Origin of the sequence: Flavobacterium mesophilum (assembly GCF_039581405.1) — a bacterium.
Taxonomy (GTDB): domain Bacteria; phylum Bacteroidota; class Bacteroidia; order Flavobacteriales; family Flavobacteriaceae; genus Flavobacterium.
On sequence record NZ_JBCPXZ010000004.1, the window covers coordinates 46,427 to 68,389 of the forward strand.

A 21,963-nucleotide genomic window follows, 5' to 3' on the forward strand; every position below is an offset into this window, starting at 1 on the left:
ATTGCAGACTTAATAAAATATTTTTTGAGTTAATCTTTTATAATTTAAAGCTAAACTCGAAAAAAATAAAATTATAATTTTAAAACATCAACATTATAAAATGATTTCTTTTTTAATCTTTTTAAGCGTTTTTCTGTTCATGGAATGTGTTACTTGGCTCACGCACAAATATGTAATGCACGGATTTATGTGGTATTTTCACGCCGATCATCATCAGCCAAAATACGAGCATACTTTTGAGCGCAATGATATTTTCTTTGTCATTTTTGCGGTTCCGAGTATCATCTTGTTTTACTTTGGTGTTCAGGGCGGATTCAATTATTTGTTTTTTATTGCTTGCGGCATTACGCTTTACGGTGCCTGTTACTTTTTGATTCACGATGTTTTGATTCATCAGCGTTTTAAGTGGTTCAAAAACACTAAAAACAAATACCTCATCGGACTCAGAAAAGCACATAAAATACATCATAAACACTTAAATAAGGAAAAAGGAGAATGTTTCGGAATGTTGTTTGTACCGTTTAAGTATTATAAAATGTAGCTTTAAAAAGCCATTTGTAACAATTGAATCAGCAAGAAAATGAAATTATACAAAATAGCAACCGTTCAATATGTAAATGCCAGCGTAGAAGATTGCTGGGATTTTTTCTCGAGTCCAAAAAACCTTCAGACGATCACGCTTGACAATATGAATTTCGAAATTAAAGATTTCGATGAAAAACGAATGTATCACGGACAAATTATAACCTATACTTTACGACCACTTTTAGGAATCAAGATTTCCTGGGTTACTGAAATTACAGCTTGTAAAGAAAACCACTATTTTATAGACGTACAGCGTTTTGGACCTTATAAGTTGTGGCATCACAAACACTTTTTTGAGCGAACTTCTGATGGAGGAACCAAAATGACAGACATAGTTCATTATGCACTCCCACTCGGAATCTTAGGCCGAATTATGAATCGGTTTGTGGTAAAAAACAAACTGAAAACCATTTTTGATTTCCGTTATAACAAAATCGAGGAATTGTTCAATTCAAAATCACAGCCTAAAATAATAAAGATTCATGCTGAGCAAAAGAGCGTTTAAATATCATTTAAACACATAGAATCATAGAATTTCTAAACTGAAAAAGGCGTTTCACGCACATATATACACATAGCTATGTGTTAGAAACCAGTTTCTTTCTACAATCTTTTAAGAAAACAAAACTATGTTTCTATGTGTTTAAAAATTGCATACAAGAGATAAAAAATCTTTTTAAATCTTTTTAAATCTATGGCTATATTTTTCTCTCGCAGATTTGGCAGATATAGCAGATTTTGATTGCGCTTAAAAGATTTGCGGAGATTTTTGCATAAATCAAAAGAATTTACTTGAAACAAAAATCTTTTTATCGTAATCACTAAAAAATTCACATAAAACAATGACAAAACAAAAAGTTACTCTTTTCTGGTTCAGACGCGATTTGCGGTTAGAAGACAACACTGGATTATTCCATGCCTTGCAATCCGACTTTCCTGTTGTTCCTCTTTTTATTTTTGATGATGATATTTTGGATAATCTTCCAAAAAATGATGCTAGAGTAACTTTCATTTATGATTCGCTTGAAAAAATAAATTCGGAATTAAATAAATTTAGTTCTTCCATTTTAATCAAAAAAGGAAAAACAAAAGACGTTTGGAAATCGCTTATTGCAGAATTTGACATTCAAAATGTTTTCTTCAACAAAGATTACGAACCTTTTGCCATCAAACGTGACACAGCAATTTCAGCTTTATTAAAAGAAAACCACATTGAAACTTTTTCATATAAAGACCACGTAATATTTGAAAAAAAAGAAATTACAAAGGCTGACGGAAATCCTTATACGGTTTACACGCCTTATAAAAATAAATGGCTGGAAAAATATCATTTTTTAGGTTCAGCACCAGAATATGATTCGGTACCATTTCATTCTAATTTTGCGGAAAATAATTTCAAATTTCCTGATTTATCAGAAATTGGTTTTGAAAGAAGTTCCATACAAGTCCTTCCACATAACTTGACTCAAATAGCCAATTATAAAGAAACTAGGGATTTTCCAGCTTTAGATAGTACTTCATATTTATCTCCCCATTTACGTTTTGGAACGGTCAGCATTCGAAAATTAGTAAATTGGGCCAACCGAAAAAATCAAACATTTTTGAGTGAATTGATTTGGCGTGAATTCTTTATTCAAATTCTGTTCAGCTTTCCAAACTGCGTCAATCATAATTTCAAATCCAATTATGACGGAATTCAGTGGCGCAATAACGAAGAAGATTTCAAACGCTGGTGTTCAGGAACAACAGGCTACCCAATGGTCGATGCAGGAATGCGTCAGCTTAATGAAACCGGCTATATGCACAATCGCGTACGAATGGTTGTGGCAAGTTTTTTATGCAAACATTTGCTCATCAACTGGCAATGGGGCGAAGCATATTTTGCCGAAAAACTTTTGGATTTTGAATTGGCATCCAATGTAGGAAACTGGCAATGGGCGGCTGGAACTGGTTGCGACGCCGCGCCGTATTTCAGAGTTTTTAATCCCGAAATCCAACAAAAGAAATTTGATGAAAAAGGGGAATATATTCGCAAATGGATTCCTGAATTTGATTTTGGCTATCCAGAACCTATGGTTGATCATGCATTTGCGCGAGATCGTGCGATTGCGACTTATAAAGCAGGGATTTTGAAATAGTTTTTTTTTGTTTCAGGTTTAAAGTTTCACGTTATTAGATTAAACAAAATCTTTGTCTTCCTGAGCGAAATCGAAGGATCACAAAGTGAAGACGCTCAGTGTGCAACTTGAAACTTTAAACCTGAAACAAAACAAACAGACTTTAGTATTTCAAATAATTCTCCACGACAATTTTAGCCTTCAAATCGAACATTAAATTGTACAAACCAAAGAAAGTACGATTCATGTAAATAAAGTGCTTAGAACCACGATTTCCGTTCATTTTTTTCAAGTTGGTATCTTCTGAAAAACGTTTTCCTAATTCGGCTATCGCGTTAAAGAAAGTTTCATCGGCAAAATCGAAAGTTTCATTTTGAAAAGGTCTGGTAAAAAGCGACAATAAATCATGAAACATTTCGGTAAAATATTCAATTTCTGCAGGCGAATCGTCTTCACGAAGAATTTCTAATTCAAATAACTTTTTATTAAATAACGCTTCATCTGTAATCACATTTTTATTGATTAGCTCAAAATATGGCGTGTAAAAATCATTCGGAATTTGTTTCATACATCCAAAATCTAAAGCAATCAACTGATTTTGATCATCAACTAAAAAATTACCAGGATGCGGATCGGCATGAACTTTTCGTAAAACATGAATTTGGTACATATAAAAATCCCAAAGCGCCTGCCCTATTTTGTCTCCGACTTCCTGATCTGCATTTTTTGCTGTAAATTCAGAAAGATGAATTCCCGTCATCCAATCCATTGTGATAATTTTCTCCGATGAAAACTCCGGATAATAATTCGGAAAAATGATATTTTCTATTTTGTTGCAAGCATCAACAACTTCTTGGCTTTGTTTTAGTTCCAACAAATAGTTTGTTTCCTCAATTAGTTTGTCTTCAACTTCTTTAAAATATTTATCCGAATCTTTTCCTTGCAAATTAAACATTCTGATGGCAATTGGTTTTACCAAAGCCAAATCAGAAGAAATACTATTGGCAACCCCAGGATATTGAATTTTAACGGCTAGTTTTTTGTCATTTTTCTTTGCCAAATGAACTTGCCCAATACTTGCCGCATTTACAGAATTTGGATTGAATTCGTCAAAAATTTCATAAGGCGTTTTTCCGAAATTGCTTTTAAATGTTTTTAAAACCAAAGGTGCAGAAAGCGGTGGAACTGAAAACTGCGAAAGCGAAAATTTCTCCACATAAGCCTGAGGCAAGAAATTCTTGTCCATACTCAGCATTTGGGCTACTTTAAGAGCACTTCCCTTTAAGCTTTTTAGTCCGTCATAAATATCTTCGGCGTTGTTTTCGTTTAGTTTATCACGCGTCAAATCTGGATTTACAATTTTCTCGGCATAATGCTTTACATAGTTTACACCAATTTTGGCGCCGGTTTGAACCAGTTTTCCTGCTCTTTCTATTTTTGAAGTTGGGATATAATCGATTGTTTTCATTGTTTGCTGTAGATTTTTTCTTTGAACAGAAATTTTCCAAGATCTATCAAATGATTCATTGGCGCAACATTCATCAATTCGAATGAAGCATTAACTGATTTTTCGATAAAAATATCGGTTTTCTCAAAAGCGGCAGATTCATCATCCATCCAGAATTTAATGGTCAGCATTAATTGCAACCAAGCTGATTCCTGAATAGCGCTTTCTTGAAATTTTTGAAGTTTTTCTTGTTCCAATCTATAATCATCAGTCAGAATTTCAGAAACATATTCTTTAAAACTATTTCTGAGCGAAGTCAATTGCACTAAATTTTTAAGCGGGTTTCTGTCGATTTTAAGCGATTGCAAAACATAACTTCTGTTTGCTGTCAAAATCTCAAAGAAAGTATAGTAGAAACTCAGCATTTTATTCTTCATATCATATTGCTGATATTCTTCATTTTTGTGAAGCAGATTCACCGTGTTTTCAAAAAACAGTCGGAATATTTCTTTTTCTAAACCTTCTAATGTTCCAAAAAAAGTATAAAACTCAGCTTCTGTAAAATCATTTTCTTTTGCAAAATGATAAACTGATTTTGGTTTTTGGCCTTTTTCCAAAACTTCATCCATATATTTTGAAACGATATCATCTTTGGTAATTACCTTTTTTTTAGTCGCCATTTTATTAAAATTTAGAATTTGCCATAAAGGTAAACATTGTTTAAGTACCTTTACTTATTCTTAAACAAGAAGTACTGTTAAATATATTATAAACTATTATGGCTCAAAATGTTTTGCTTACCGGCGGAAGCGGATTTGTGGGTAAACATCTAACAGATGTTCTTATCGACAACGGCTTTTCGGTGTCTATTTTGAGCAGAGAAGAACGAAAAGATACGCCATCGATAACCTATTACAAATGGGATTTGAAAAAGAATTTCATTGAAAAAGAAGCCATTTTAAAAGCCGATTATATTGTGCACCTTGCGGGCGAAGGAATTGTAGAAAAAAGATGGACAAAAAAACGCAAAAGAGCAATTTTAGAAAGCCGTACAAAACCTATTGAACTTATCTTTTCAATTTTAGAAGAAAACAACAAAACCTTAAACGGATTCATTTCTGCATCAGCAGTTGGGATTTATGGCGCTGTTACGAGTCATAAAATTTGTATCGAAGAAACACCTCCAGCAAACGATTTTTTAGGAAGAACTTGCCAAGAATGGGAAAGCAAAATAGACAAAATAAATACATTAGGAATTCGGACTGTAAAAGTGCGAACCGGAATTGTATTTGGAAAAGACGAAGGCTTTCTGAAAAAAGTGGTTCCGAGTTTTAAAGCAGGTTTTGGAGCTGTTTTAGGAACAGGAAAACAATATTTGCCTTGGATTCATATTGACGATTTATCCGAAATTTATCTGAAAGCAATTATAGATGAACACATGCACGGCGCTTATAATGCGTGCATTACAGATAACACTACAAACTTTGGGTTTTCAAAAACATTGGCTACTATTTTAGGCTATTCGATTTGGTTGCCAAAAATACCTGCTTTTTTCCTGAAATTAACGCTAGGAGAAATGAGCAAAGCGGTTTTAAAAGGACAACGTGTTTCTTCTCAAAAAATCCAAAAAACAGGATTTGAATTCCAATTTACTGATCTAGAAAAAACACTTTTAAGTTGTTTGCATTAAAAACGACTCAGATTCTATAAATTCTTGAGGCCGATATGCTGCTACCCATTTATTTTAAAGTCTAAAGAATTTTGGAAATCTGAGTCATTTTTTATTTCATGATTCCCGTTAAATCGGTATTGACTGTTTTTGATATTTTGTTTGCCACGACATAAGGAATTTCAATATTAAAATCTTCTACTGAAATCGGAAAATTTGAAACAATCTGGATTCCTTCAGGAACTCGCTTCATCATCGCTTTAACGGCGATTATTTTTGATTTTCCGTGCAGGTATAATTTCCCCTTGATATCATATTCTTTTTCGGTTTCATCAATATTTTTTAAATCAAATTTTTCGATTTTTCCTTTAAAAACGGCTTTTGGATAACGATGGCTTTCAATATAATTATCATTAAAATGCTCTTGCATCAAATCCATTTTAAATCGAAAATCTTTGATTACAACAGTACAAATTAGCGTACTGCTTTCAGGTTCCAGAACAAGCGTTCCGAGCTTATTTACCGCTTTTACTTCTTCAAAAAAAGGAACCGAAGCTTCAAAATTCACAACCGCTGTATTGGTTTTAAATTTTTCTTGAGCAAACAAAGAAAATGCAGTAAAAAGTAAAATTAATAAAGTAGTTCTTTTCATAATCGTCAGCATTAAACAATTATGTCATTCGATTTTTTTATTTTAAGAAGAGAAATATCAGAACTTAAGATAAAGGCTTAAAAAAATAGAATGGCAGTACTCCGTGAATATTTCATAACCGAATAAATATATACTTAAAGTTACGAAATTTCTAGGTACAAAGTTGCTCAACTATTCCTAAAAATTTGTGAATATTTTGGGCAGTAAAATGAGTATTGTAAAAATGTAAAATGTGAGAAAGTACAAAATTTTCCCTTCTCGCATTTCACATCTTACATCTTACATTTTTTTAGCTGATTTCTAAAAGCACATTATACTTCTCTAGGCTTGCCAAATCTTCAATCGAACTAATATTGGCAATCTTCTCGTGTTCTTCGATTTCTTTTTTGATTTCGATATGTTTGATCGCTTTTCTAAAACGGCGCACCTCATCAAGATTGGACAAAATAAGCCCTGGAACCTGAACGCTTTTTCCGTCTTTATCTTTGGCAACCATTGTAAAATATGATGAATTACAATGTTTTATCACTCCCGTTTGAATGTGCTCCGCCTCTACACGAATGCCCACAACCATTGAACTTCTTCCCACATAATTTACTGAAGCTTTCATAGTAACCAATTCACCAACTTCAATCGGTTTTAAAAAGTTCACTGTATCTACCGAAGCAGTCACACAATAATTGCCACAAAATTTTGATGCTGAGGCAAAAGCAATCTGATCCAGCAATTGTAGAATATACCCTCCGTGAATTTTACCGCTAAAATTGGTATGCGATGGCAACATTAATTCGGATATGCTAATTTTTGATGAAGAAACGGGTTTAAAATCTGTAGTCATGCTTTTTTTGGTATTATTTTGTGTTATTCTGGTTTATGTTAAATCTAATTTCTAATTCAAAAGTTGATTTTCGTCTTCATTTGAAGCTCTTGCAATAATATTTTCTGGAAGCGATTTTTTTGCCTTTGCTCCCATCTTTTTAAGCCTTTCAACGCTTGAAATTAGATTTCCTTTTCCGTCAACTAATTTGTTCATGGCGCTTTCATATTCGGTTTTGGTGTCTTTGATTTTATTCCCAATTCGAACTAAATCTGTTACAAAACCTTCAAATTTATCGTAGAGTGCTCCTGCTTGTCTGGCAATTTCAAAAGCATTTTCTTGTTGTTTTTGATTCGTCCACATACTGTCTATCGTTCTCAAAGTAGCTAACAAAGTACTTGGCGTCACAATCACAATATTTTTATCGAAAGCTCTATTATATAAAGTCGAATCTTCGTTTAGAGCAATGGCAAAAGCCGGCTCAATCGGAATAAAAAGCAATACAAAATCTGGACTTTCCATTTGGTACAAATCATGGTAATTTTTATTTCCAAGTTGTTCAACATGTCTTTTTATTGAACTAACGTGCTCTTTCAGAAAATCAATCTTCAATATTTCCGATTCTTCGTTGATCCATTTTTCGTACGCCACTAGCGAAACTTTAGAATCGACAATCATCTTTTTTCCGTCAGGCAAATTAATTACAACATCAGGCAAAACACGGGTTCCTTCCGTATTTGTAAAACTTTGCTGCACTTCATATTCTCTGCCTTTTTCTAAACCTGATTTTTCTAAAACACGCTCTAAAACTAGCTCGCCCCAATTTCCTTGCATTTTTGTATCGCCTTTTAAGGCTTTGGTCAAATTCAGCGTTTCCTTGCTCATTTGGGCATTCATTTCGCTTAAACCAATAATCTGTTGGCGTAAAGCAGCATGATAATCAATACTTTCTTTATGCGTTTGCTCTACCTTTTTCTCAAATCCTTGAATTTTATCTTGTAACGGCAACAAAATACTTTTCATGTTTTCGCTGTTCTGCTCGGTAAATTTAGCCGACTTTTCTTCGAGAATTTTATTGGCGAGATTTTCAAATTCTTTGGTGAACTTTTCTTGTAGTTCGGTTATTTCAACTTTTTGCTCTTTATGACGTTCCCATAAATTTTCAAAATCAACTTCCTTTTTTGAAAGCTGAATCGCCAGACTGTCTTTCTCAGTTCTAATATTTTCTTTTTCAGAATTAATTACTTGAACCTGTTTCTGAAAATTATTTCTTTCACTTTCAAATTGCTCTTTTTGCAACTGCAGCTGATTTAAGTTTGCATTTAATTTCTCTTCCAAACTTACTTTTTCGGTTTGTGATTTGGCTGACATCAGTTGCTTTCCTAAGTAAATACCTAAAAACAATGCAACAATAAAAGCCAGTAGAATTGGGAGAAAGTCAAACATAACTAAGTTTTTTTTAAGTAAAAGTACGCAATAATACGTAGTTCTGATTTTTTAAAATTAAAATTTCACTAATTCGTGTGCATTCTAAATTAAACAAACATTTTAAAAAAATTGAAGAAAAAAATATTTTCGACGCAACCATTTTAAACCTCAGCCATCTACAGTATATAACCTATTAAAATAATATAATGAAAAAATTAATGTTGAGCTTGTTTATAGCTTTTGGATTGAGCGGGTGCTCACTTGGAAATGATGGTGTAAATATGGATTGTGGCGCTAATGTTGAAGTACCTTTTGCAGGTTATCCTCTTTTATGCAATTACGCAGTTAAAACGTTGCCTAATAATCCTGTTGCTGTAGTTGTGACAAGCGAGGATAAAATGACTGCTCTTTTTACTAAACACGAAAATACTTGCCCAGTCGCTACTGACCCGACTATTGATTTCACTAAAAACATGTTAGTGGGTATTTTTGCAGGTGTAAAATCAACTAGCGGTTATTCTATAAAAATGACATCGGTGGTTCAAAACAACTGCGAAATTGTAATCAATTATTTTGAAAGTGGTCCTCAATCTGGTGAAACGACATCATCAACTCCAACCTATCCTTCAGATTTTATTTTGATTCCAAAATCAAATAAAACAATCATTTTCAACAAAACAAATGAAAGCCAAGACAATATTATCATTGGAAGTTATTTTGGAGAATGTACAGGATCTGATTGTCAAAATTTCTTTCAGTTAAATGATTACAACATTTTGAAATTAGTTAGTACAGCGCCTGGAAACTTCAATTTTGAGCAATCTGCATATTTCGCTAAAACAAAAAGAAATGAATTTACAACATTTGCTAAATCTATTCCAGCAGAAATTTACCTCCTAAAAGGGCAAACTAAAACATTTGGATCTCCTGACTCAGCAGATCAAGGTGGTATTTTCTTCCAATTAAAACAAGGCGCTTCTGTAACTAAAATATTCATTGACAACAACGATACAGCAGATCAAAGCGAGGATATCAAGACTTTCAAAAAAGCGATTAAAGATAAAATCACAAGTTTAAAATAATCTGATCATGAAGAAACATTTTTTATTTCTTATTGTCTTTGGACTTTTTTCTAATGCTTATTCAATTGATGCTTCAAAAATAAATTCAGTATCGATTGTAAATACATGGATTTGGGAAAAATCTGTTGGAGGCGCGAGCAATCCATACACGGCAACACCAAAAACAGCTGGTTTTACTAAAAAAGTAATCTTCACCTCAAACGGAAGAGTTATTACTTATAAAAATGATGTAGAAATTAGAAACAGCAGTTATGAAGTAGGAAAAGGAATTGGTTTTTCTGATCAGTTAGAACATGACTTAATTACCTTCGAGGGGAAAACATACGTCATAGAAAACCTTGACAATCAAAACCTAACCATTGTAAGCAATAATCAAGATGCGGCACGAAGCATCTTTAAAAGATAGTTTTTTAAGTTTTAAAAACTATTTTTGCAAAACCAAACAATACCACTTTTTGAAAGACGATTTAGAAAAATACATCAAGCAATGCATGCAGAATAACCGAGAAGGACAGCTGAAAATCTATCAGCTGTTTTCTCCGGTTCTATATGGTATTTGCTTAAAGTATATGAAAAATGAAGATGACGCAAAAGATGTTTTCCAGGAAGCATTTGTGATCGTTTTTCAGAAAATAAGCCAATATAAATTTGAAGGAAGTTTTGAAGGCTGGATGAAGCGAATTTTCATCAACAAGCTTATTGAAACTTTAAACAAGAAGAAAAAAGAAAGTTTCTTTTTAGATGTTTTTGATCCTGATACTGATTTTATCGAAGAAGAAGAATTAGAAACAATTCCGATTGAGAAAGAAAAATTATTAGAATACATACGGGATTTGCCCGATCAATACCGGACGGTTTTCAACTTATATGTTTTTGAACACATGAAGCATAAGGAAATAGCCGAATTATTGAAGATTTCAGAAGGAACATCAAAATCAAATTTAAATAGAGCAAAGGGCATTTTGCAGAAAAGGATTTTGAGCATAAAAAATTTTAAAACAGCATGAAAAAGCAAAAAATAGAAGATATTTTTTCATCAATGGAAGACTTTTCGAGTGTTCCGCCACCAGAACTTTGGGCTGGTATTGAGGAAAAACTAGATAAACCTAAAAAGAAAAAGCGAGCTATTCTTTGGTGGTCGGCGGCAGCATGTTTGTTATTATGCTTATCACTTCCTATGGCTTTGTCTGATTCTGGCAATAAAATTGGCACCGGAAATGCCGTAGAAAAAAACAAGGTAGTTCTTGACGAAAATAAAAATAACGAAACTCATAAAAACGCAACTTCAAAAGGAAATCAAGATTCTGAAACAACTAAAAACGGAATTGTAAATCCTGATTCTGAAAACATTTCAAATCCTGTTCATCATTCAGATAAAAATTCAGTTGAAGAAACTGCGGTTGCAAATATTGATTCCAAAACTTCTAATAGTTCAAAAACAGTAGTTTCAAAATCAAATTCAGCAAATAATTCGAATCAAGCTGTTGCTGAAGGAACTACAGTTAATGGAAATAAAAATCAGTTCTCTGCTTCTGGAAATCAAAAAACAACTCAAGCTGTTGCAGTTAAAAATTATGATTCAGGAAAACAGAATTCATTTAATTCATCTGATAAAAATCAGTTTAATACTTCTGAAAATCAAAAATCAAATCAAGCAGTTGCTTCTAAAAATTACGATTCAGGAAAACAGAACGCATTTAATTCATCTGACAAAAATCAGTTCAATACTTCTGGAAATCAAAAACCGAATCAGACTATTGCTTCTAAAAATTACGATTCAGGAAAACAGAATGCATTTAATTCATCAAATAAAAATCAATTTGCGACTTCTGGAAATCAAAATCTAAATGCTGGAAAGAAAAATTCAAACGAAGCTTTAGCCTTAAAAAATTATTCGCCACAAAAACAGAATGCATTTAATTCTGCAAACAAAAATCAGTTTTCTGAAAATGAAAAAAGAAATCTTGACAAGGTTGTAGCAGAAAAAACCTTTACAGGTAAAAGCACGAATTCATTTAACAATGCTTCAAAAAATCAGCTTCCAAATTCTATTTTTGAAAGCAATGTGAATTCAAACAAAAACAATGTTGCTTTTAATTCGACAAAAACGGAAAGCAACAAACAAAATGCTGTTTCTGAAAACAAAAATGAAACGATAATCAAGGATCAAAAATCAGAAAAAGCGATTGCTGACAATACACAAAAAAGCAATTCAAAATTCAATGATGTTTTAAGCAAAAAAGATTCTGTACAATTGGCAGAACTTCAAAATCTGGAAAAAGGAATTATAACTCCTGAGGCAAAAAAAGAAAAAAAGAAAGATCCAAAAACAACAAATGCTGAAAAATGGGCACTTGAAGTTTTTGCTGGAGTTGCCAATTCAGAAAACTATAAAAACGACAAAACACTAGGGAATGTCAACGATTCAAAACAAAGCAATAGTTTCGGGGTAAAAACAAAATACAAGCTCAACAAGAAATGGGCAGTGGGTTCTGGATTTAAAATAAATGAATTAGGTCAAAGTGTAGCAAATGTTTCCTATATTAGCACGAAAAATAATGCATTTTTAGGAACGAGCGATTATTTAGTTCAAAACGCAACTGTTCCACAAATTGCAACAAACGAAGGTTACGTACTGGTTTCTAATACCACAAGGAATGCGCTAGCAAGCAACAACATTCAGACTGGTAATATAGATCAAAGCTTAAAATATATCGAAATGCCGTTAGAAGTTTCGTATGCTGTTTTTTCTAAAAACAAAGCGAGCATCAGTTTAAATACTGGAGGTTTTGTTGGAAAGTTAATTTCAAACAATATTGCTCTTGACGGAAATTCGATTGGTCAAAACGAAAATGCAAATGATTTTGTATACGGTTCAACTTTAAGCAGTACCATACAATATCGCGTTTATAAAAAAACAAATGTTTTTGTAGAACCAGCTATGAATTATTACATTAACCCTTTGAGCACTCAGTCTTTCAATCAATTCCAATTGGGATTGAACTTTGGATTGAATGTTTCATTTTAAATAAATTATTAACCATTTAAAACCCAAATCTAAGTAACCCCCTAAACCTACATAATTTTGAAAACAAGCCTAAAAGCCAGTCTTCTCAAAATGATCGTAAAAAACCATTGGTCCAACCACAAATCTTTCCCCCAGGATTTAATTTTAGCCAAAGAATTGGTTTATGATTGCTTTGATTTTGATTGCACCCAGCCACAGCAGGAAAGCGAGAGCCTAGATTATAGTGCGTATCGTTTCCTGATGAATGAAAAACACATTTGTTATCGTGAGGCTAAAATTACTCCAGCAAAAACTGGGCAGTTTGTCACTTTGTGGAAACGAAGCCGACTTGGAGTGATTGAACCTTTTGATCATTCTGATGCTATTGATTTTGTGATCATAAGTGTCCGCAAAGATGATCTTTTGGGACAATTTATCTTTCCAAAAAATGTTTTACTGGAAAAATTCATTTTTTCTTCCAAGACTCACGAAGGAAAAAGAGCTATCAGAGTTTATCCGCCTTGGGATGAAACTGAGAGCAAACAAGCAAAAAAATCACAACAATGGCAATTGGAATATTTTTATCCAATAGTTCCAGATCCTGATTTTGATGTTTTTAAAAAATTGATTGCCTATTAATACAAAAAAAGGCTGTCTATTTTTCTAGACAGCCTTTTTCATTTTTATGCTAAAATTTAAACTGCAGTATAACCTCCATCTGCAATAATATAACTTCCTGTCGTGAACGACGATTTTTCAGAGCTTAGAAATACAACCAAATCTGCAACTTCTTGAGCAGTTCCTAATCGATTCATTGGTGCTTTTGCCGCAACGGCATCCATTAAATTTTGAGTCAGATTATCTTTCAACAAAGCAGTTTCAATATAACCTGGGCCAACTGCATTACAACGAATGTTTTTCAACGCATATTCAGCAGCGATATTTTTAGTCAAACCTACCACCCCATGTTTTGAGGCTGTATAAGCAGGGCTATTTGGCGCAGCAACCTGACCATGAATTGAAGCGATATTCACAATGCTTCCACCACCATTTTTTTCCATTTGCTCTAATTGATATCGGCAAGCATAAAAAACACCGCTTAAATTAAGTGCAATAACGCGATCCCAGGCTTCTGGTTCATATTCACCGGTTGGTTTTGCAGGCCCACCCATTCCCGCATTATTGCAGGCAATATCTAGGCGTCCATATTTTGAAACCACAACTTCAACCATATGTTTGTTGTCACTTGCACTCGATGAGTCACCTTTCACAAAAAAGGCTTCCCCTCCACTATCTTTAATCATTTGTACGGTTTCTTCGCCATGTTCAACATTAATATCTGAAAGAACAACTTTTGCCCCTTCTCGAGCATAGGCTTCTGCAACAGCGCGTCCAATTCCGGAACCTCCACCAGATACAAAAGCTACTTTGTTTTCTAAAAGTGCCATATTCTAAAAATTTAAATTGCTTCTACAATTTACGAAGATATTAATGGTTAGAAGCCGTAAAATCTCAGTTTAGCATAACATTAACCTGATATGCCAATCAAATGTTATTTGATGATAAATTGACGAATAGCTGCGGAAAAATTCGTATTTAATGTTCTTCGTCCAATTTCATATTTCCTCGATCTTCATGACTTTCTGGATTTGAATTTGGATACCGATTTGGAGTGATATCAGAATTTCGATCTTTATTTTCAACTGTTTTTTGAGCTTCTTCATCTGTTGCCACACCGCGATTTGCATTTGGATTGTTTGGATTTACGCTATCAGCAACTTTCTCGATTTCTTCATTTACATTTCTTGCACGATCCACAATTTCCTTTGCCCCTTTTTCATCCGTTACCACTTCTTGTTCCAAATTTGCCTGATCATATTTCGAGTCATGTGATATGTTTTTCCCTTTTACTTCATCAATATTTTTCTGGACTCCGTTCATTTTTTTTGTCCCTAAATTATTCGTTTCCATAATATTATAATTTTGAATTCGTATTATAATATTACGAATTTGTAGATAGGAAATTTTATGGCTTCACACTGCTTTTGTTTTATAATTGCCATCTTTTTTTTGGAAATTCATTACCTTTAATTATAACAACTTAATGCTCATTATTATGAATTTCTTTAAAATAAAAACTTGTTGGTCAAACGCCGAATTCATTCTGATAAAATTATGCATGGCTTCGATTTATATTTTCATTGGAAGTTATTTTCATGATTTTTTTCAAAACTATTATACTCTTCTACTTGCTGTTTTTGGCATAACCGTAATTTGGTTTGTGTATCAATGGTTAAAAAAATTGAAGGCATAAAACAAACTTTCTCTGTTAATTTTCTCAAAGAAACTATCTTTGCAAAAAATTAAAAAATGCATAGACACTTCATTCTTTTTAAACCATACGGCTATTTGAGCCAATTTATTTATGAATTAAAAAGAAAGAAAAAGCTTTTGGGCGAATTGTATGATTTCCCCGAAGGAACAATGGCGATTGGAAGACTTGACGAAGATTCTGAAGGTTTGCTTTTGCTGACTACTGATGGAATGGTAAGCGAACTGGTAAGAAGCAAAAAAGTCGACAAAGAATATTATGTTCAAGTTGACGGAATTATTACGCAAGAAGCGATCGAACAACTACAAAAAGGTGTCGAAATTGGTTTTGATGGCGGAAAATACAAAACAAGACCTTGTAAAGCTTTTATTGTCACTGAAATCCCTGATTTTGGGCCAAGAGCCAAAAAAATCAGAGATGAGCGCCACGGGCCTACTTCTTGGGCCTCAATCACTATCAATGAAGGTAAATTTCGCCAAGTTCGAAAAATGACTTCTGCAGTTGGCTTTCCTACTTTACGATTAGTCCGTGTTCGAATTGGAAACGTATATTTGCAAAACCTAAAAGCGGGAGAAGTTCTCGAAGTGGATCAATTCAATTAGATAATGTGGCAATTTGCCAATTAGATAATTCTAAAAACTCATAATTCATAACTTATAATTCATAATTCAAAAAAGATGCTAAACGTTGTTCTTGTTGAACCAGAAATACCAAATAATACTGGAAATATTGGAAGATTGTGCGTAGGCACCGAAAGCCGATTGCACTTGATTCACCCTTTTGGGTTTGTCATTAATGACAAAAACTTGAAACGTTCTGGTTTGGATTATTGGGTTCATCTTGACGTAACCGAATATCAAAATGTTGAGGAATGGATTGCTCAGATTCCAGATCAATCTCGTGTGTTTTTAATGAGTTCCCATTCTGAAAAATCATATTTAGAAAATGAATTCCAAGATGGCGATTGGTTGGTTTTCGGGAAAGAAAGTGTTGGTTTGAGCAAGGAATTTATGGCAAGATTCGAAAATCATTTAACTATTCCGATGTCACCGCTTATTCGCAGTTTTAATATTGCAAATTCTGTTGCTTTTGTGGTTGGTGAAGCGAAAAGGCAAATTGGAATAAAGAAAATTTAATCGTTTATTTGTTTTACTGTTTAATCAGAAAGAACAAATTTATATATGGTTGAAAGATTATTGTTTTTCTTAGAATTTATTTTGGTAGACTTTTTTTCTACGTATGGAATAATTACTATTATTTGCTTATTTCTTTCAATATTTCTAAAAAATCCGATTCTCCAAAAAATCCAAAGTCAATCAGACCGCTTCATTTCATTTATTGGAATTCTTTATTTGATCATCTTCTTTTTCGCAACAATCGTCGAATTAAATATTTCCGATCAGGAAAGCAAAAATTATTTGCTCAACAGAATGTTTAGTGAATATTGGTTTGGATTTTGGCTTCAGCCTTTGCTTTGGTTTTCTATGAGTCAACTTCTGAGAATCAAATCAATCCAAAAGAATATTCTTTTAAAACTAATTTTCAGTTTTTTCTTTATAGTTTCTATCGAAAGAATAGTAATTATTATCACTTCTTTCCATAGAGATTACTTGCCAAGTTCCTGGACAATGACTTCAAGTTCATATTCCTCAAATTTATTTCTTGAGTTATTAATTAAAATTTCTATTTTTCTGCTTTCAATCTTGATTTTCAAAATTGTTCATCGAAAAATTAACGAATGGAAAACGGCAAAAAACGACTCAAAATAAACTTTAAGAATCAAAAAAAAGAATCTTCAGAAAAAACAATATTAACTAACATAAATTTCACCCCAAACTAACATGACCAACACTATAACCGTAGAACAAGCTTTAAGCAAAGGAAGATGGCAATTAAAACATTTGCCAATGATTGTAACTTTTGCAATAATTGGCATTGGATTCTACCTTTCCTATGCACAAATTTTTGAAGGTTGGATTATTGCCTTGGGATTTATTTCAGGATTTGTTTCGGGATGGTTAGTATGGAGTTATTATGTTAATCGATGGAAAATTTGGGCATACGAAAATGTTAGAAATGTCCACGAATTACAACGAAAAGCCGTTGAAGAAAAATTAATTTGGAAAAGTGGAAGCTGGTTTGAAAAAACAGAATTTAAAGATTATGAACAGAAACAAAAATTAAAATATCTAGAGAAAAAATTTCTCGAAAAAGATGTTTATAAAGATGATATTTCTGTACCAAAAGAAACTATTATTTACAACTCCAAAATCATCATTCTTTTTTCACTTTTACTTGGCCTAGGAATGCTTGTTATGGGTATTTACTTGTTACATGAAGAACATTATTTCGGATTTTTCTTCATAGGACTTAGTGTTTATTCAGCTTATACTCAAATTAAAAAATTACTTGATAAAGGGCCTCAGATTATAATCAATGCAGAAGGTATAAAAGTTAAAGATGAAAAACTTGTCAAATGGAAAAACATTAAAAATGATAGAGTTTTTGTCGAAACGAGAGGAAAAAATTCTACAACTTATCTAGCTTTTAATGATGAAAAAATTAACATTGGAGAATTAGATATAAAAACTAAAAAATTAGAAAATTTGCTTCATGTTTATCGCGTGCGTTATGAAGCTCTTAACTCACAATAAACTTCCCTTTTTCAGCATCAAAAACAATATGTTCGTCTTTGAACAAATTGCTAAAGCTTCCGTTTGAAATCAAATTACATGGCTCGTCTTGCACTATATTTTCAGGCGTCATCATAATCATTTCGTCACTTAATTGAATGGCGAGGTCAATATCGTGCGTTGAAAATAAAATGCATTTTTCGGTTTCCTGTGTCAGTTTTTTCAATAATTTGAATAATGAAACTTTATGAAGCAAATCAAGATGCGTTGTAGGTTCATCCAAAATAATTAATGGCGTATCTTGTGCCAAAGCTCTTGCAATTAAGACTTTCTGCAATTGTCCGTCGCTGATTTCGAAATGTTTCTTTTTTGCTAAATGCGAAATTTGGGTTAAGGCTAAAGCTTCGTTTACTTTTACAATATCTTCTGGAGTTAAAGTTCCAACCCAATTGGTGTAAGGCTGGCGACCAAGTGCGACCAATTCAAAAACAGAGAGATTACTTGGAGGTAATTTCTCGGTTAAAACTAAACTTAGATTTTGTGCTAATTCTAAAGGTTTGTAAGCCGAAATGCTTTTTTCATTCAGATAAACATTTCCCACTAAAGGTTTCTGAATTCCAGTAATGGTTCGAAGTAAAGTTGATTTTCCAATTCCGTTTGCACCAATCAAAGTAATGAGTTTTCCAGAGGCTAAACTTAGATTTAGATTCTCAGCAATAGTCGTAACTCCCTTCTTGGATTTATATCCAATAGTTAAATTTGAAGTAGTTAAAATATTTTTCATTTTTAAAGATTCTGAGTTACTAAGATGCTAAATTTCTAAGTCTTTATTCTCCGTGAAAATCCGTTTTAATCCGTTTTAATCTGTGGCCAATAAATTCATTTAAATATTTCTTTTTCTAACCAAAAGCCAAATCACAACCGGCGCACCGATTATCGACGTAATTGCATTGATTGGAAGCGTCACATCGAATCCTGGCATTTGTGAAACGATATCACAAAACAGCATTATGATGGATCCGAAAAACAAAGTACTCCAAAACAAAATCGTATGATTACTCGTTTGAAATGTCAGTTTAGCAATATGCGGAACAGCCAAACCAATAAAAGCAATTGGTCCCGCAAAAGCCGTAATACTTCCGGATAAAATACTCGTTGCAAATATGATGATCAGCCTGGCTCTATTAAAATTTAGTCCCATGCTTTTTGCGTAGTTTTCACCCAAAAGCAACGCATTTAAAGGTTTTATACTACTTGCACTTAAAAGCAAACCGATTGCAACACAAACTGTCAAAATTATGATCGTTCCCCAAGAAAGATTCCCAAGGCTTCCCATTGACCAAAAAGTGAATTTCTGAAGTTGTTCTGCTGTACTGAAATAAGTTAGAACGCTTACAATCGCCGTCGTAAAACTTCCAAACATTAATCCAACAATCAAAATTGCCATAGTATCACGCAATCGTTGCGAAACCACTAAAACCAAGAGCAAAACTAACGTGCTTCCAAAAGTTGAAGCAATCACAATTCCGTACGATGACAACGCAATTGCCTGCAAAAAAGAAGGCAAAAATCCGGCACCCAGAATGACAAAAGCAACACCCAAACTCGCTCCTGAGCTCAGTCCTAAAACATAAGGCCCAGCCAACGGATTTCGGAATAAAGTCTGCATTAAAAGTCCGCTGATGGAAAGTCCAGTTCCGACTAAAACTGCCGTTATGGCTTTTGGCAGACGGTAATTAATGATGATATATTCCCAAGTTGATTTTGTCGCCTGCCCGCCTGTTAAGCTTGTAAAAACTTCTTTTAACGGAATCATCACAGATCCAAAACTGATGCTTGCAAAAAACATCAGCAAAAGCCCGAGAGATAAAACGACAAATAAAATGGTATTTCGTTTTTTATTTGCCAATTTAGTTCAATTTTGATGCAAAAGTAAATTCGTAACCTTCTAATAAATCGGGATGAAAAATTTTGATATAATCCTTCAAAACCAAATCCGGACGGCTTGGCGATAATTCATAAAAAATAGTCCCGCCAGTGGCTCCAAATTTACTTTCCATAGAATAAACCGTTTTATTTTTAAAAGCATCAAATTCAGCATAATGCGGATTCGCTTTTTGTAATTCTTCCAAAGTTTTAAAAGAGCCCGAAACTACCCAAACATTTGCTTCTTTTGCTTTATCCAGCACTTTTTCGAAAGACAAACCTTCGCTTCCTGTTCCTTTTAGATTGCTCCATAAATAATCCGCTTTTGCATCTTTCATAAATTGCGCAACCCAGCTATTCCCTTTGGCTACATACCAAACATCTTCATACATTGAGCCGTATAAAACTTTTGTTGTTGCTGGTTTATCTGCCACTAATTTTTTAGCTTGATTATAACTCTGAACAATTTTATCAAATAACTCTTTGGCTTGATCTTCTTTACCAAATAAAGCGCCGTAAAGCTTAATCCATTCGGCTTTTCCAAGTGGAGATTGTTCCATCCAATCGCCTTGAATTAAAACGTTTAATCCACTTTTCTTCAAATTATCCAACATCGGATTGTTGTTGTCTACTCCAAATGTTACGATCAAATCTGGAGACAATTCGATCAACTGCTCCATATTTAATTTCTCATTTTGTCCAACATTTTTTACTGAACCTTTATCAATAAGCGCCCTAGTTTTTTCAGAAGAAATATAATCCGTGTGCGGAAAACCAACTAGTTTATCTTCCACTTCCAACATTTCTAAAAACGGAATATTTGTTGTCGAAGTCACCACTACCGATTCTAGTGGCACCTTTATTGTAGTATAGTTTTGAAGACTGTCGGGAACTTTAGCATCTTTTTCTTTTAGGACATATTTAAAATCCTTATTTGCATTAGGCCAAGGATTTGAGATTGTAACTACAGAATATCCTTCTTGTTTTACAATCGAAAGCCCTGATGCAAATTCGATGCTATTTTTTGCAGTTTCTGACTTTACGGTTTCAATATTCTCACTTTTTTTACATCCTGTAAGAATAAAAAAAGAAAGAAAAAATACTAACTTAGGTAAATAAAATTTCATGTTTAACGTTTTGGATAGGGACAAAGGTAAATCATTTTCTGATTTTTTTGTTTACTTTTATTCTTACAAAATTCAACAAATTGTATCTTTACATTATGAATATCATAAAAACAAAAATTTGCTCAAGCTGTGAGACTTCTTTCAGCTGTGGAGATATTTCAGTTGAAAACAAATGTTGGTGCAATGATTACCCACATATTTTTAATCTTTCGGAAGGAGGCGACTGCCTATGCCCTACTTGTTTCAAAGAGGCCTGCGAAGATAAAATTGATGCTTATATAGAAACCATAACTCCCGAAAAAGCTTTAAAAAACAAAGCTGCCTTGTTGCCCAAAACAGAAAAACTTATCGAAGGAATTGACTATTATATGGAAAATGGCAATATGGTTTTTAAAACCTGGTACCATCTCAAAAGAGGAAGCTGTTGCGGAAACGGTTGTCGTCATTGTCCTTATTAAGAATTATGAATTATAAGTTATAAATTATGAGTTTTAGATCATAAGTATAACTTGTAACTCAAAGACAATTCATAACTCATAATTTATAATTTATAACTCACTATAAAATGATTTATTTAATTACTGGCGGTGAAAGATCCGGAAAAAGCAGTTATGCTCAAAATTTAGCTTTACAACTTTCTGATTCGCCACTTTATGTAGCAACAGCCAGAAAATGGGATTCAGATTTCCAAAATAGAATCGATCGTCATCAACAAGAACGCGACGAGCGTTGGACTAATATTGAAAAAGAAAAACATTTAAGCGAAATTGATTTTTCGGGAAAAGTCGCTCTTATCGATTGCGTTACACTTTGGCTAACCAACTTTTTTGTAGACACTAAAAATGACGTTTTACTAGCATTAGAGGAAGCAAAAAAAGAATTTCTTTCGATTGCCAATCAGGAAAATGCTACACTCATTATTGTTACCAACGAAATCGGAATGGGCGTTCACGCTGACACTCATATTGGCAGAAAATTTACTGAATTGCAAGGCTGGATGAATCAATTTTTAGCTTCAAATGCTGATGAAGTTGTTTTAATGGTTTCGGGAATTCCGGTTAAAATAAAAGGCGAAAATTCCAAAATATAAATTCCAAATTCCAAAGCTATAGTTTACCTTTACTATCATTTTTTCATTTTC

Annotated in this window: 24 protein-coding genes; 14 read left to right on the plus strand and 10 right to left on the minus strand. The window is 33.1% G+C overall.

Going from position 1 to position 21,963, the window contains the following annotated elements; all coding sequences use genetic code 11:
* Positions 1 to 100 precede the first annotated feature (100 nt).
* The 3 genes from AAYQ19_RS13415 (at position 101) to AAYQ19_RS13425 (ending at position 2,723) form a co-directional block, all read left to right on the plus strand.
* On the plus strand, positions 101 to 541 hold the full coding sequence (locus tag AAYQ19_RS13415) for a sterol desaturase family protein (RefSeq protein WP_343536904.1): 441 nt from the start codon (positions 101 to 103) through the stop codon (positions 539 to 541).
* A gap of 39 nt (positions 542 to 580) precedes the next feature.
* Positions 581 to 1,090 (plus strand): SRPBCC family protein, encoded by a 510-nt coding sequence (locus AAYQ19_RS13420; protein ID WP_343536906.1) that lies wholly within the window; start codon positions 581 to 583, stop codon positions 1,088 to 1,090.
* Between the two features lie 337 nt (positions 1,091 to 1,427).
* Positions 1,428 to 2,723: a cryptochrome/photolyase family protein gene (locus tag AAYQ19_RS13425; RefSeq protein ID WP_343536907.1), complete on the plus strand. Its 1,296-nt coding sequence runs from the start codon at positions 1,428 to 1,430 to the stop codon at positions 2,721 to 2,723.
* 142 nt (positions 2,724 to 2,865) lie between these two features.
* Here AAYQ19_RS13425 and AAYQ19_RS13430 read toward each other — a convergent pair whose 3' ends face one another.
* Positions 2,866 to 4,170 (minus strand): ABC1 kinase family protein, encoded by a 1,305-nt coding sequence (locus AAYQ19_RS13430; protein WP_343536908.1) that lies wholly within the window; start codon positions 4,168 to 4,170, stop codon positions 2,866 to 2,868.
* Positions 4,167 to 4,829, minus strand: a complete 663-nt coding sequence (locus tag AAYQ19_RS13435; RefSeq protein WP_343536909.1) for a TetR family transcriptional regulator C-terminal domain-containing protein — start codon at positions 4,827 to 4,829, stop codon at positions 4,167 to 4,169. The genes AAYQ19_RS13430 and AAYQ19_RS13435 overlap by 4 nt, the downstream gene beginning before the upstream one ends.
* Before the next feature lie 98 nt (positions 4,830 to 4,927).
* Between AAYQ19_RS13435 and AAYQ19_RS13440 the strand changes: the two genes are divergently transcribed.
* Positions 4,928 to 5,839 (plus strand): TIGR01777 family oxidoreductase, encoded by a 912-nt coding sequence (locus AAYQ19_RS13440; protein WP_343536910.1) that lies wholly within the window; start codon positions 4,928 to 4,930, stop codon positions 5,837 to 5,839.
* Between the two features lie 91 nt (positions 5,840 to 5,930).
* Here AAYQ19_RS13440 and AAYQ19_RS13445 read toward each other — a convergent pair whose 3' ends face one another.
* The 3 genes from AAYQ19_RS13445 to AAYQ19_RS13455 form a co-directional block, all read right to left on the minus strand.
* On the minus strand, positions 5,931 to 6,470 hold the full coding sequence (locus AAYQ19_RS13445; protein ID WP_343536911.1) for a YceI family protein: 540 nt from the start codon (positions 6,468 to 6,470) through the stop codon (positions 5,931 to 5,933).
* Between the two features lie 289 nt (positions 6,471 to 6,759).
* Positions 6,760 to 7,308 (minus strand): acyl-CoA thioesterase, encoded by a 549-nt coding sequence (locus AAYQ19_RS13450; protein ID WP_343536912.1) that lies wholly within the window; start codon positions 7,306 to 7,308, stop codon positions 6,760 to 6,762.
* Positions 7,309 to 7,359: 51 nt separating this feature from the next.
* Complete coding sequence (locus tag AAYQ19_RS13455) at positions 7,360 to 8,733, minus strand: DNA recombination protein RmuC (protein WP_343536914.1); 1,374 nt, start codon at positions 8,731 to 8,733, stop codon at positions 7,360 to 7,362.
* Between the two features lie 188 nt (positions 8,734 to 8,921).
* On the opposite strand from AAYQ19_RS13455, the gene AAYQ19_RS13460 reads away from it, so the two are divergent.
* The 5 genes from AAYQ19_RS13460 (at position 8,922) to AAYQ19_RS13480 (ending at position 13,443) form a co-directional block, all read left to right on the plus strand.
* On the plus strand, positions 8,922 to 9,797 hold the full coding sequence (locus AAYQ19_RS13460) for a protease complex subunit PrcB family protein (protein ID WP_343536916.1): 876 nt from the start codon (positions 8,922 to 8,924) through the stop codon (positions 9,795 to 9,797).
* 7 nt (positions 9,798 to 9,804) lie between these two features.
* A complete protein-coding gene (locus tag AAYQ19_RS13465; protein WP_343536917.1) occupies positions 9,805 to 10,203 on the plus strand; it encodes a hypothetical protein in 399 nt (132 codons plus the stop codon).
* Positions 10,204 to 10,252: 49 nt separating this feature from the next.
* Positions 10,253 to 10,804 (plus strand): RNA polymerase sigma factor, encoded by a 552-nt coding sequence (locus tag AAYQ19_RS13470; RefSeq protein ID WP_343536918.1) that lies wholly within the window; start codon positions 10,253 to 10,255, stop codon positions 10,802 to 10,804.
* Positions 10,801 to 12,825: a hypothetical protein gene (locus AAYQ19_RS13475; protein WP_343536919.1), complete on the plus strand. Its 2,025-nt coding sequence runs from the start codon at positions 10,801 to 10,803 to the stop codon at positions 12,823 to 12,825. Before AAYQ19_RS13470 ends, AAYQ19_RS13475 begins: the two co-directional genes overlap by 4 nt.
* Positions 12,826 to 12,915: 90 nt before the next feature.
* Positions 12,916 to 13,443: a MepB family protein gene (locus AAYQ19_RS13480; protein ID WP_343536920.1), complete on the plus strand. Its 528-nt coding sequence runs from the start codon at positions 12,916 to 12,918 to the stop codon at positions 13,441 to 13,443.
* Between the two features lie 56 nt (positions 13,444 to 13,499).
* On the opposite strand, the gene AAYQ19_RS13485 is transcribed toward AAYQ19_RS13480, so the two are convergent.
* Together AAYQ19_RS13485 and AAYQ19_RS13490 are read right to left on the minus strand one after the other, a co-directional pair.
* The gene (locus tag AAYQ19_RS13485; RefSeq protein WP_343536921.1) at positions 13,500 to 14,252 is read right to left on the minus strand and encodes an SDR family NAD(P)-dependent oxidoreductase; all 753 of its coding nucleotides are present in this window, start codon (positions 14,250 to 14,252) and stop codon (positions 13,500 to 13,502) included.
* 148 nt (positions 14,253 to 14,400) lie between these two features.
* Positions 14,401 to 14,775 carry a hypothetical protein gene (locus tag AAYQ19_RS13490; protein ID WP_343536922.1) on the minus strand — a complete coding sequence of 125 codons (375 nt, stop codon included), beginning with the start codon at positions 14,773 to 14,775 and terminating at the stop codon, positions 14,401 to 14,403.
* A gap of 399 nt (positions 14,776 to 15,174) precedes the next feature.
* Here AAYQ19_RS13490 and AAYQ19_RS13495 point away from each other — a divergent pair, with 399 nt between their 5' ends.
* The 3 genes from AAYQ19_RS13495 (at position 15,175) to AAYQ19_RS13505 (ending at position 17,790) form a co-directional block, all read left to right on the plus strand.
* Positions 15,175 to 15,738 (plus strand): pseudouridine synthase, encoded by a 564-nt coding sequence (locus AAYQ19_RS13495; protein WP_343536924.1) that lies wholly within the window; start codon positions 15,175 to 15,177, stop codon positions 15,736 to 15,738.
* Between the two features lie 75 nt (positions 15,739 to 15,813).
* On the plus strand, positions 15,814 to 16,272 hold the full coding sequence (locus AAYQ19_RS13500) for a tRNA (cytidine(34)-2'-O)-methyltransferase (RefSeq protein ID WP_343536926.1): 459 nt from the start codon (positions 15,814 to 15,816) through the stop codon (positions 16,270 to 16,272).
* A 771-nt stretch (positions 16,273 to 17,043) separates the two neighbouring features.
* The gene (locus AAYQ19_RS13505) at positions 17,044 to 17,790 is read left to right on the plus strand and encodes a hypothetical protein (RefSeq protein WP_343536928.1); all 747 of its coding nucleotides are present in this window, start codon (positions 17,044 to 17,046) and stop codon (positions 17,788 to 17,790) included.
* Here the strand turns inward: AAYQ19_RS13505 and AAYQ19_RS13510 are convergent.
* The 3 genes from AAYQ19_RS13510 to AAYQ19_RS13520 form a co-directional block, all read right to left on the minus strand.
* Positions 17,777 to 18,553, minus strand: a complete 777-nt coding sequence (locus tag AAYQ19_RS13510; protein ID WP_343536930.1) for an ABC transporter ATP-binding protein — start codon at positions 18,551 to 18,553, stop codon at positions 17,777 to 17,779. The two genes, AAYQ19_RS13505 and AAYQ19_RS13510, sit on opposite strands and share 14 nt — an antisense overlap.
* A 99-nt stretch (positions 18,554 to 18,652) precedes the next feature.
* Positions 18,653 to 19,678: a FecCD family ABC transporter permease gene (locus tag AAYQ19_RS13515; protein ID WP_445709696.1), complete on the minus strand. Its 1,026-nt coding sequence runs from the start codon at positions 19,676 to 19,678 to the stop codon at positions 18,653 to 18,655.
* 1 nt (position 19,679) lies between these two features.
* On the minus strand, positions 19,680 to 20,822 hold the full coding sequence (locus AAYQ19_RS13520) for an ABC transporter substrate-binding protein (RefSeq protein ID WP_343536931.1): 1,143 nt from the start codon (positions 20,820 to 20,822) through the stop codon (positions 19,680 to 19,682).
* 95 nt (positions 20,823 to 20,917) lie between these two features.
* Between AAYQ19_RS13520 and AAYQ19_RS13525 the strand changes: the two genes are divergently transcribed.
* Positions 20,918 to 21,280: a C1orf53 family protein gene (locus AAYQ19_RS13525; protein ID WP_343536933.1), complete on the plus strand. Its 363-nt coding sequence runs from the start codon at positions 20,918 to 20,920 to the stop codon at positions 21,278 to 21,280.
* Between the two features lie 107 nt (positions 21,281 to 21,387).
* The gene (cobU, locus tag AAYQ19_RS13530) at positions 21,388 to 21,912 is read left to right on the plus strand and encodes a bifunctional adenosylcobinamide kinase/adenosylcobinamide-phosphate guanylyltransferase (protein WP_343536935.1); all 525 of its coding nucleotides are present in this window, start codon (positions 21,388 to 21,390) and stop codon (positions 21,910 to 21,912) included.
* Positions 21,913 to 21,963 lie beyond the last annotated feature (51 nt).

What these genes read in the sequence shown, in the direction of transcription:
- AAYQ19_RS13415 (WP_343536904.1), top strand. Translation starts at nt 101, where the DNA reads ATGATTTCTTTTTTAATCTTTTTAAGCGTTTTTCTGTTCATGGAATGT.
- AAYQ19_RS13420 (WP_343536906.1), top strand. Translation starts at nt 581, where the DNA reads ATGAAATTATACAAAATAGCAACCGTTCAATATGTAAATGCCAGCGTA.
- AAYQ19_RS13425 (WP_343536907.1), top strand. Translation starts at nt 1,428, where the DNA reads ATGACAAAACAAAAAGTTACTCTTTTCTGGTTCAGACGCGATTTGCGG.
- AAYQ19_RS13430 (WP_343536908.1), bottom strand. Translation starts at nt 4,170, where the DNA reads ATGAAAACAATCGATTATATCCCAACTTCAAAAATAGAAAGAGCAGGA.
- AAYQ19_RS13435 (WP_343536909.1), bottom strand. Translation starts at nt 4,829, where the DNA reads ATGGCGACTAAAAAAAAGGTAATTACCAAAGATGATATCGTTTCAAAA.
- AAYQ19_RS13440 (WP_343536910.1), top strand. Translation starts at nt 4,928, where the DNA reads ATGGCTCAAAATGTTTTGCTTACCGGCGGAAGCGGATTTGTGGGTAAA.
- AAYQ19_RS13445 (WP_343536911.1), bottom strand. Translation starts at nt 6,470, where the DNA reads ATGAAAAGAACTACTTTATTAATTTTACTTTTTACTGCATTTTCTTTG.
- AAYQ19_RS13450 (WP_343536912.1), bottom strand. Translation starts at nt 7,308, where the DNA reads ATGACTACAGATTTTAAACCCGTTTCTTCATCAAAAATTAGCATATCC.
- AAYQ19_RS13455 (WP_343536914.1), bottom strand. Translation starts at nt 8,733, where the DNA reads ATGTTTGACTTTCTCCCAATTCTACTGGCTTTTATTGTTGCATTGTTT.
- AAYQ19_RS13460 (WP_343536916.1), top strand. Translation starts at nt 8,922, where the DNA reads ATGAAAAAATTAATGTTGAGCTTGTTTATAGCTTTTGGATTGAGCGGG.
- AAYQ19_RS13465 (WP_343536917.1), top strand. Translation starts at nt 9,805, where the DNA reads ATGAAGAAACATTTTTTATTTCTTATTGTCTTTGGACTTTTTTCTAAT.
- AAYQ19_RS13475 (WP_343536919.1), top strand. Translation starts at nt 10,801, where the DNA reads ATGAAAAAGCAAAAAATAGAAGATATTTTTTCATCAATGGAAGACTTT.
- AAYQ19_RS13480 (WP_343536920.1), top strand. Translation starts at nt 12,916, where the DNA reads ATGATCGTAAAAAACCATTGGTCCAACCACAAATCTTTCCCCCAGGAT.
- AAYQ19_RS13485 (WP_343536921.1), bottom strand. Translation starts at nt 14,252, where the DNA reads ATGGCACTTTTAGAAAACAAAGTAGCTTTTGTATCTGGTGGAGGTTCC.
- AAYQ19_RS13490 (WP_343536922.1), bottom strand. Translation starts at nt 14,775, where the DNA reads ATGGAAACGAATAATTTAGGGACAAAAAAAATGAACGGAGTCCAGAAA.
- AAYQ19_RS13495 (WP_343536924.1), top strand. Translation starts at nt 15,175, where the DNA reads ATGCATAGACACTTCATTCTTTTTAAACCATACGGCTATTTGAGCCAA.
- AAYQ19_RS13500 (WP_343536926.1), top strand. Translation starts at nt 15,814, where the DNA reads ATGCTAAACGTTGTTCTTGTTGAACCAGAAATACCAAATAATACTGGA.
- AAYQ19_RS13505 (WP_343536928.1), top strand. Translation starts at nt 17,044, where the DNA reads ATGATTGTAACTTTTGCAATAATTGGCATTGGATTCTACCTTTCCTAT.
- AAYQ19_RS13510 (WP_343536930.1), bottom strand. Translation starts at nt 18,553, where the DNA reads ATGAAAAATATTTTAACTACTTCAAATTTAACTATTGGATATAAATCC.
- AAYQ19_RS13520 (WP_343536931.1), bottom strand. Translation starts at nt 20,822, where the DNA reads ATGAAATTTTATTTACCTAAGTTAGTATTTTTTCTTTCTTTTTTTATT.
- AAYQ19_RS13525 (WP_343536933.1), top strand. Translation starts at nt 20,918, where the DNA reads ATGAATATCATAAAAACAAAAATTTGCTCAAGCTGTGAGACTTCTTTC.
- cobU (WP_343536935.1), top strand. Translation starts at nt 21,388, where the DNA reads ATGATTTATTTAATTACTGGCGGTGAAAGATCCGGAAAAAGCAGTTAT.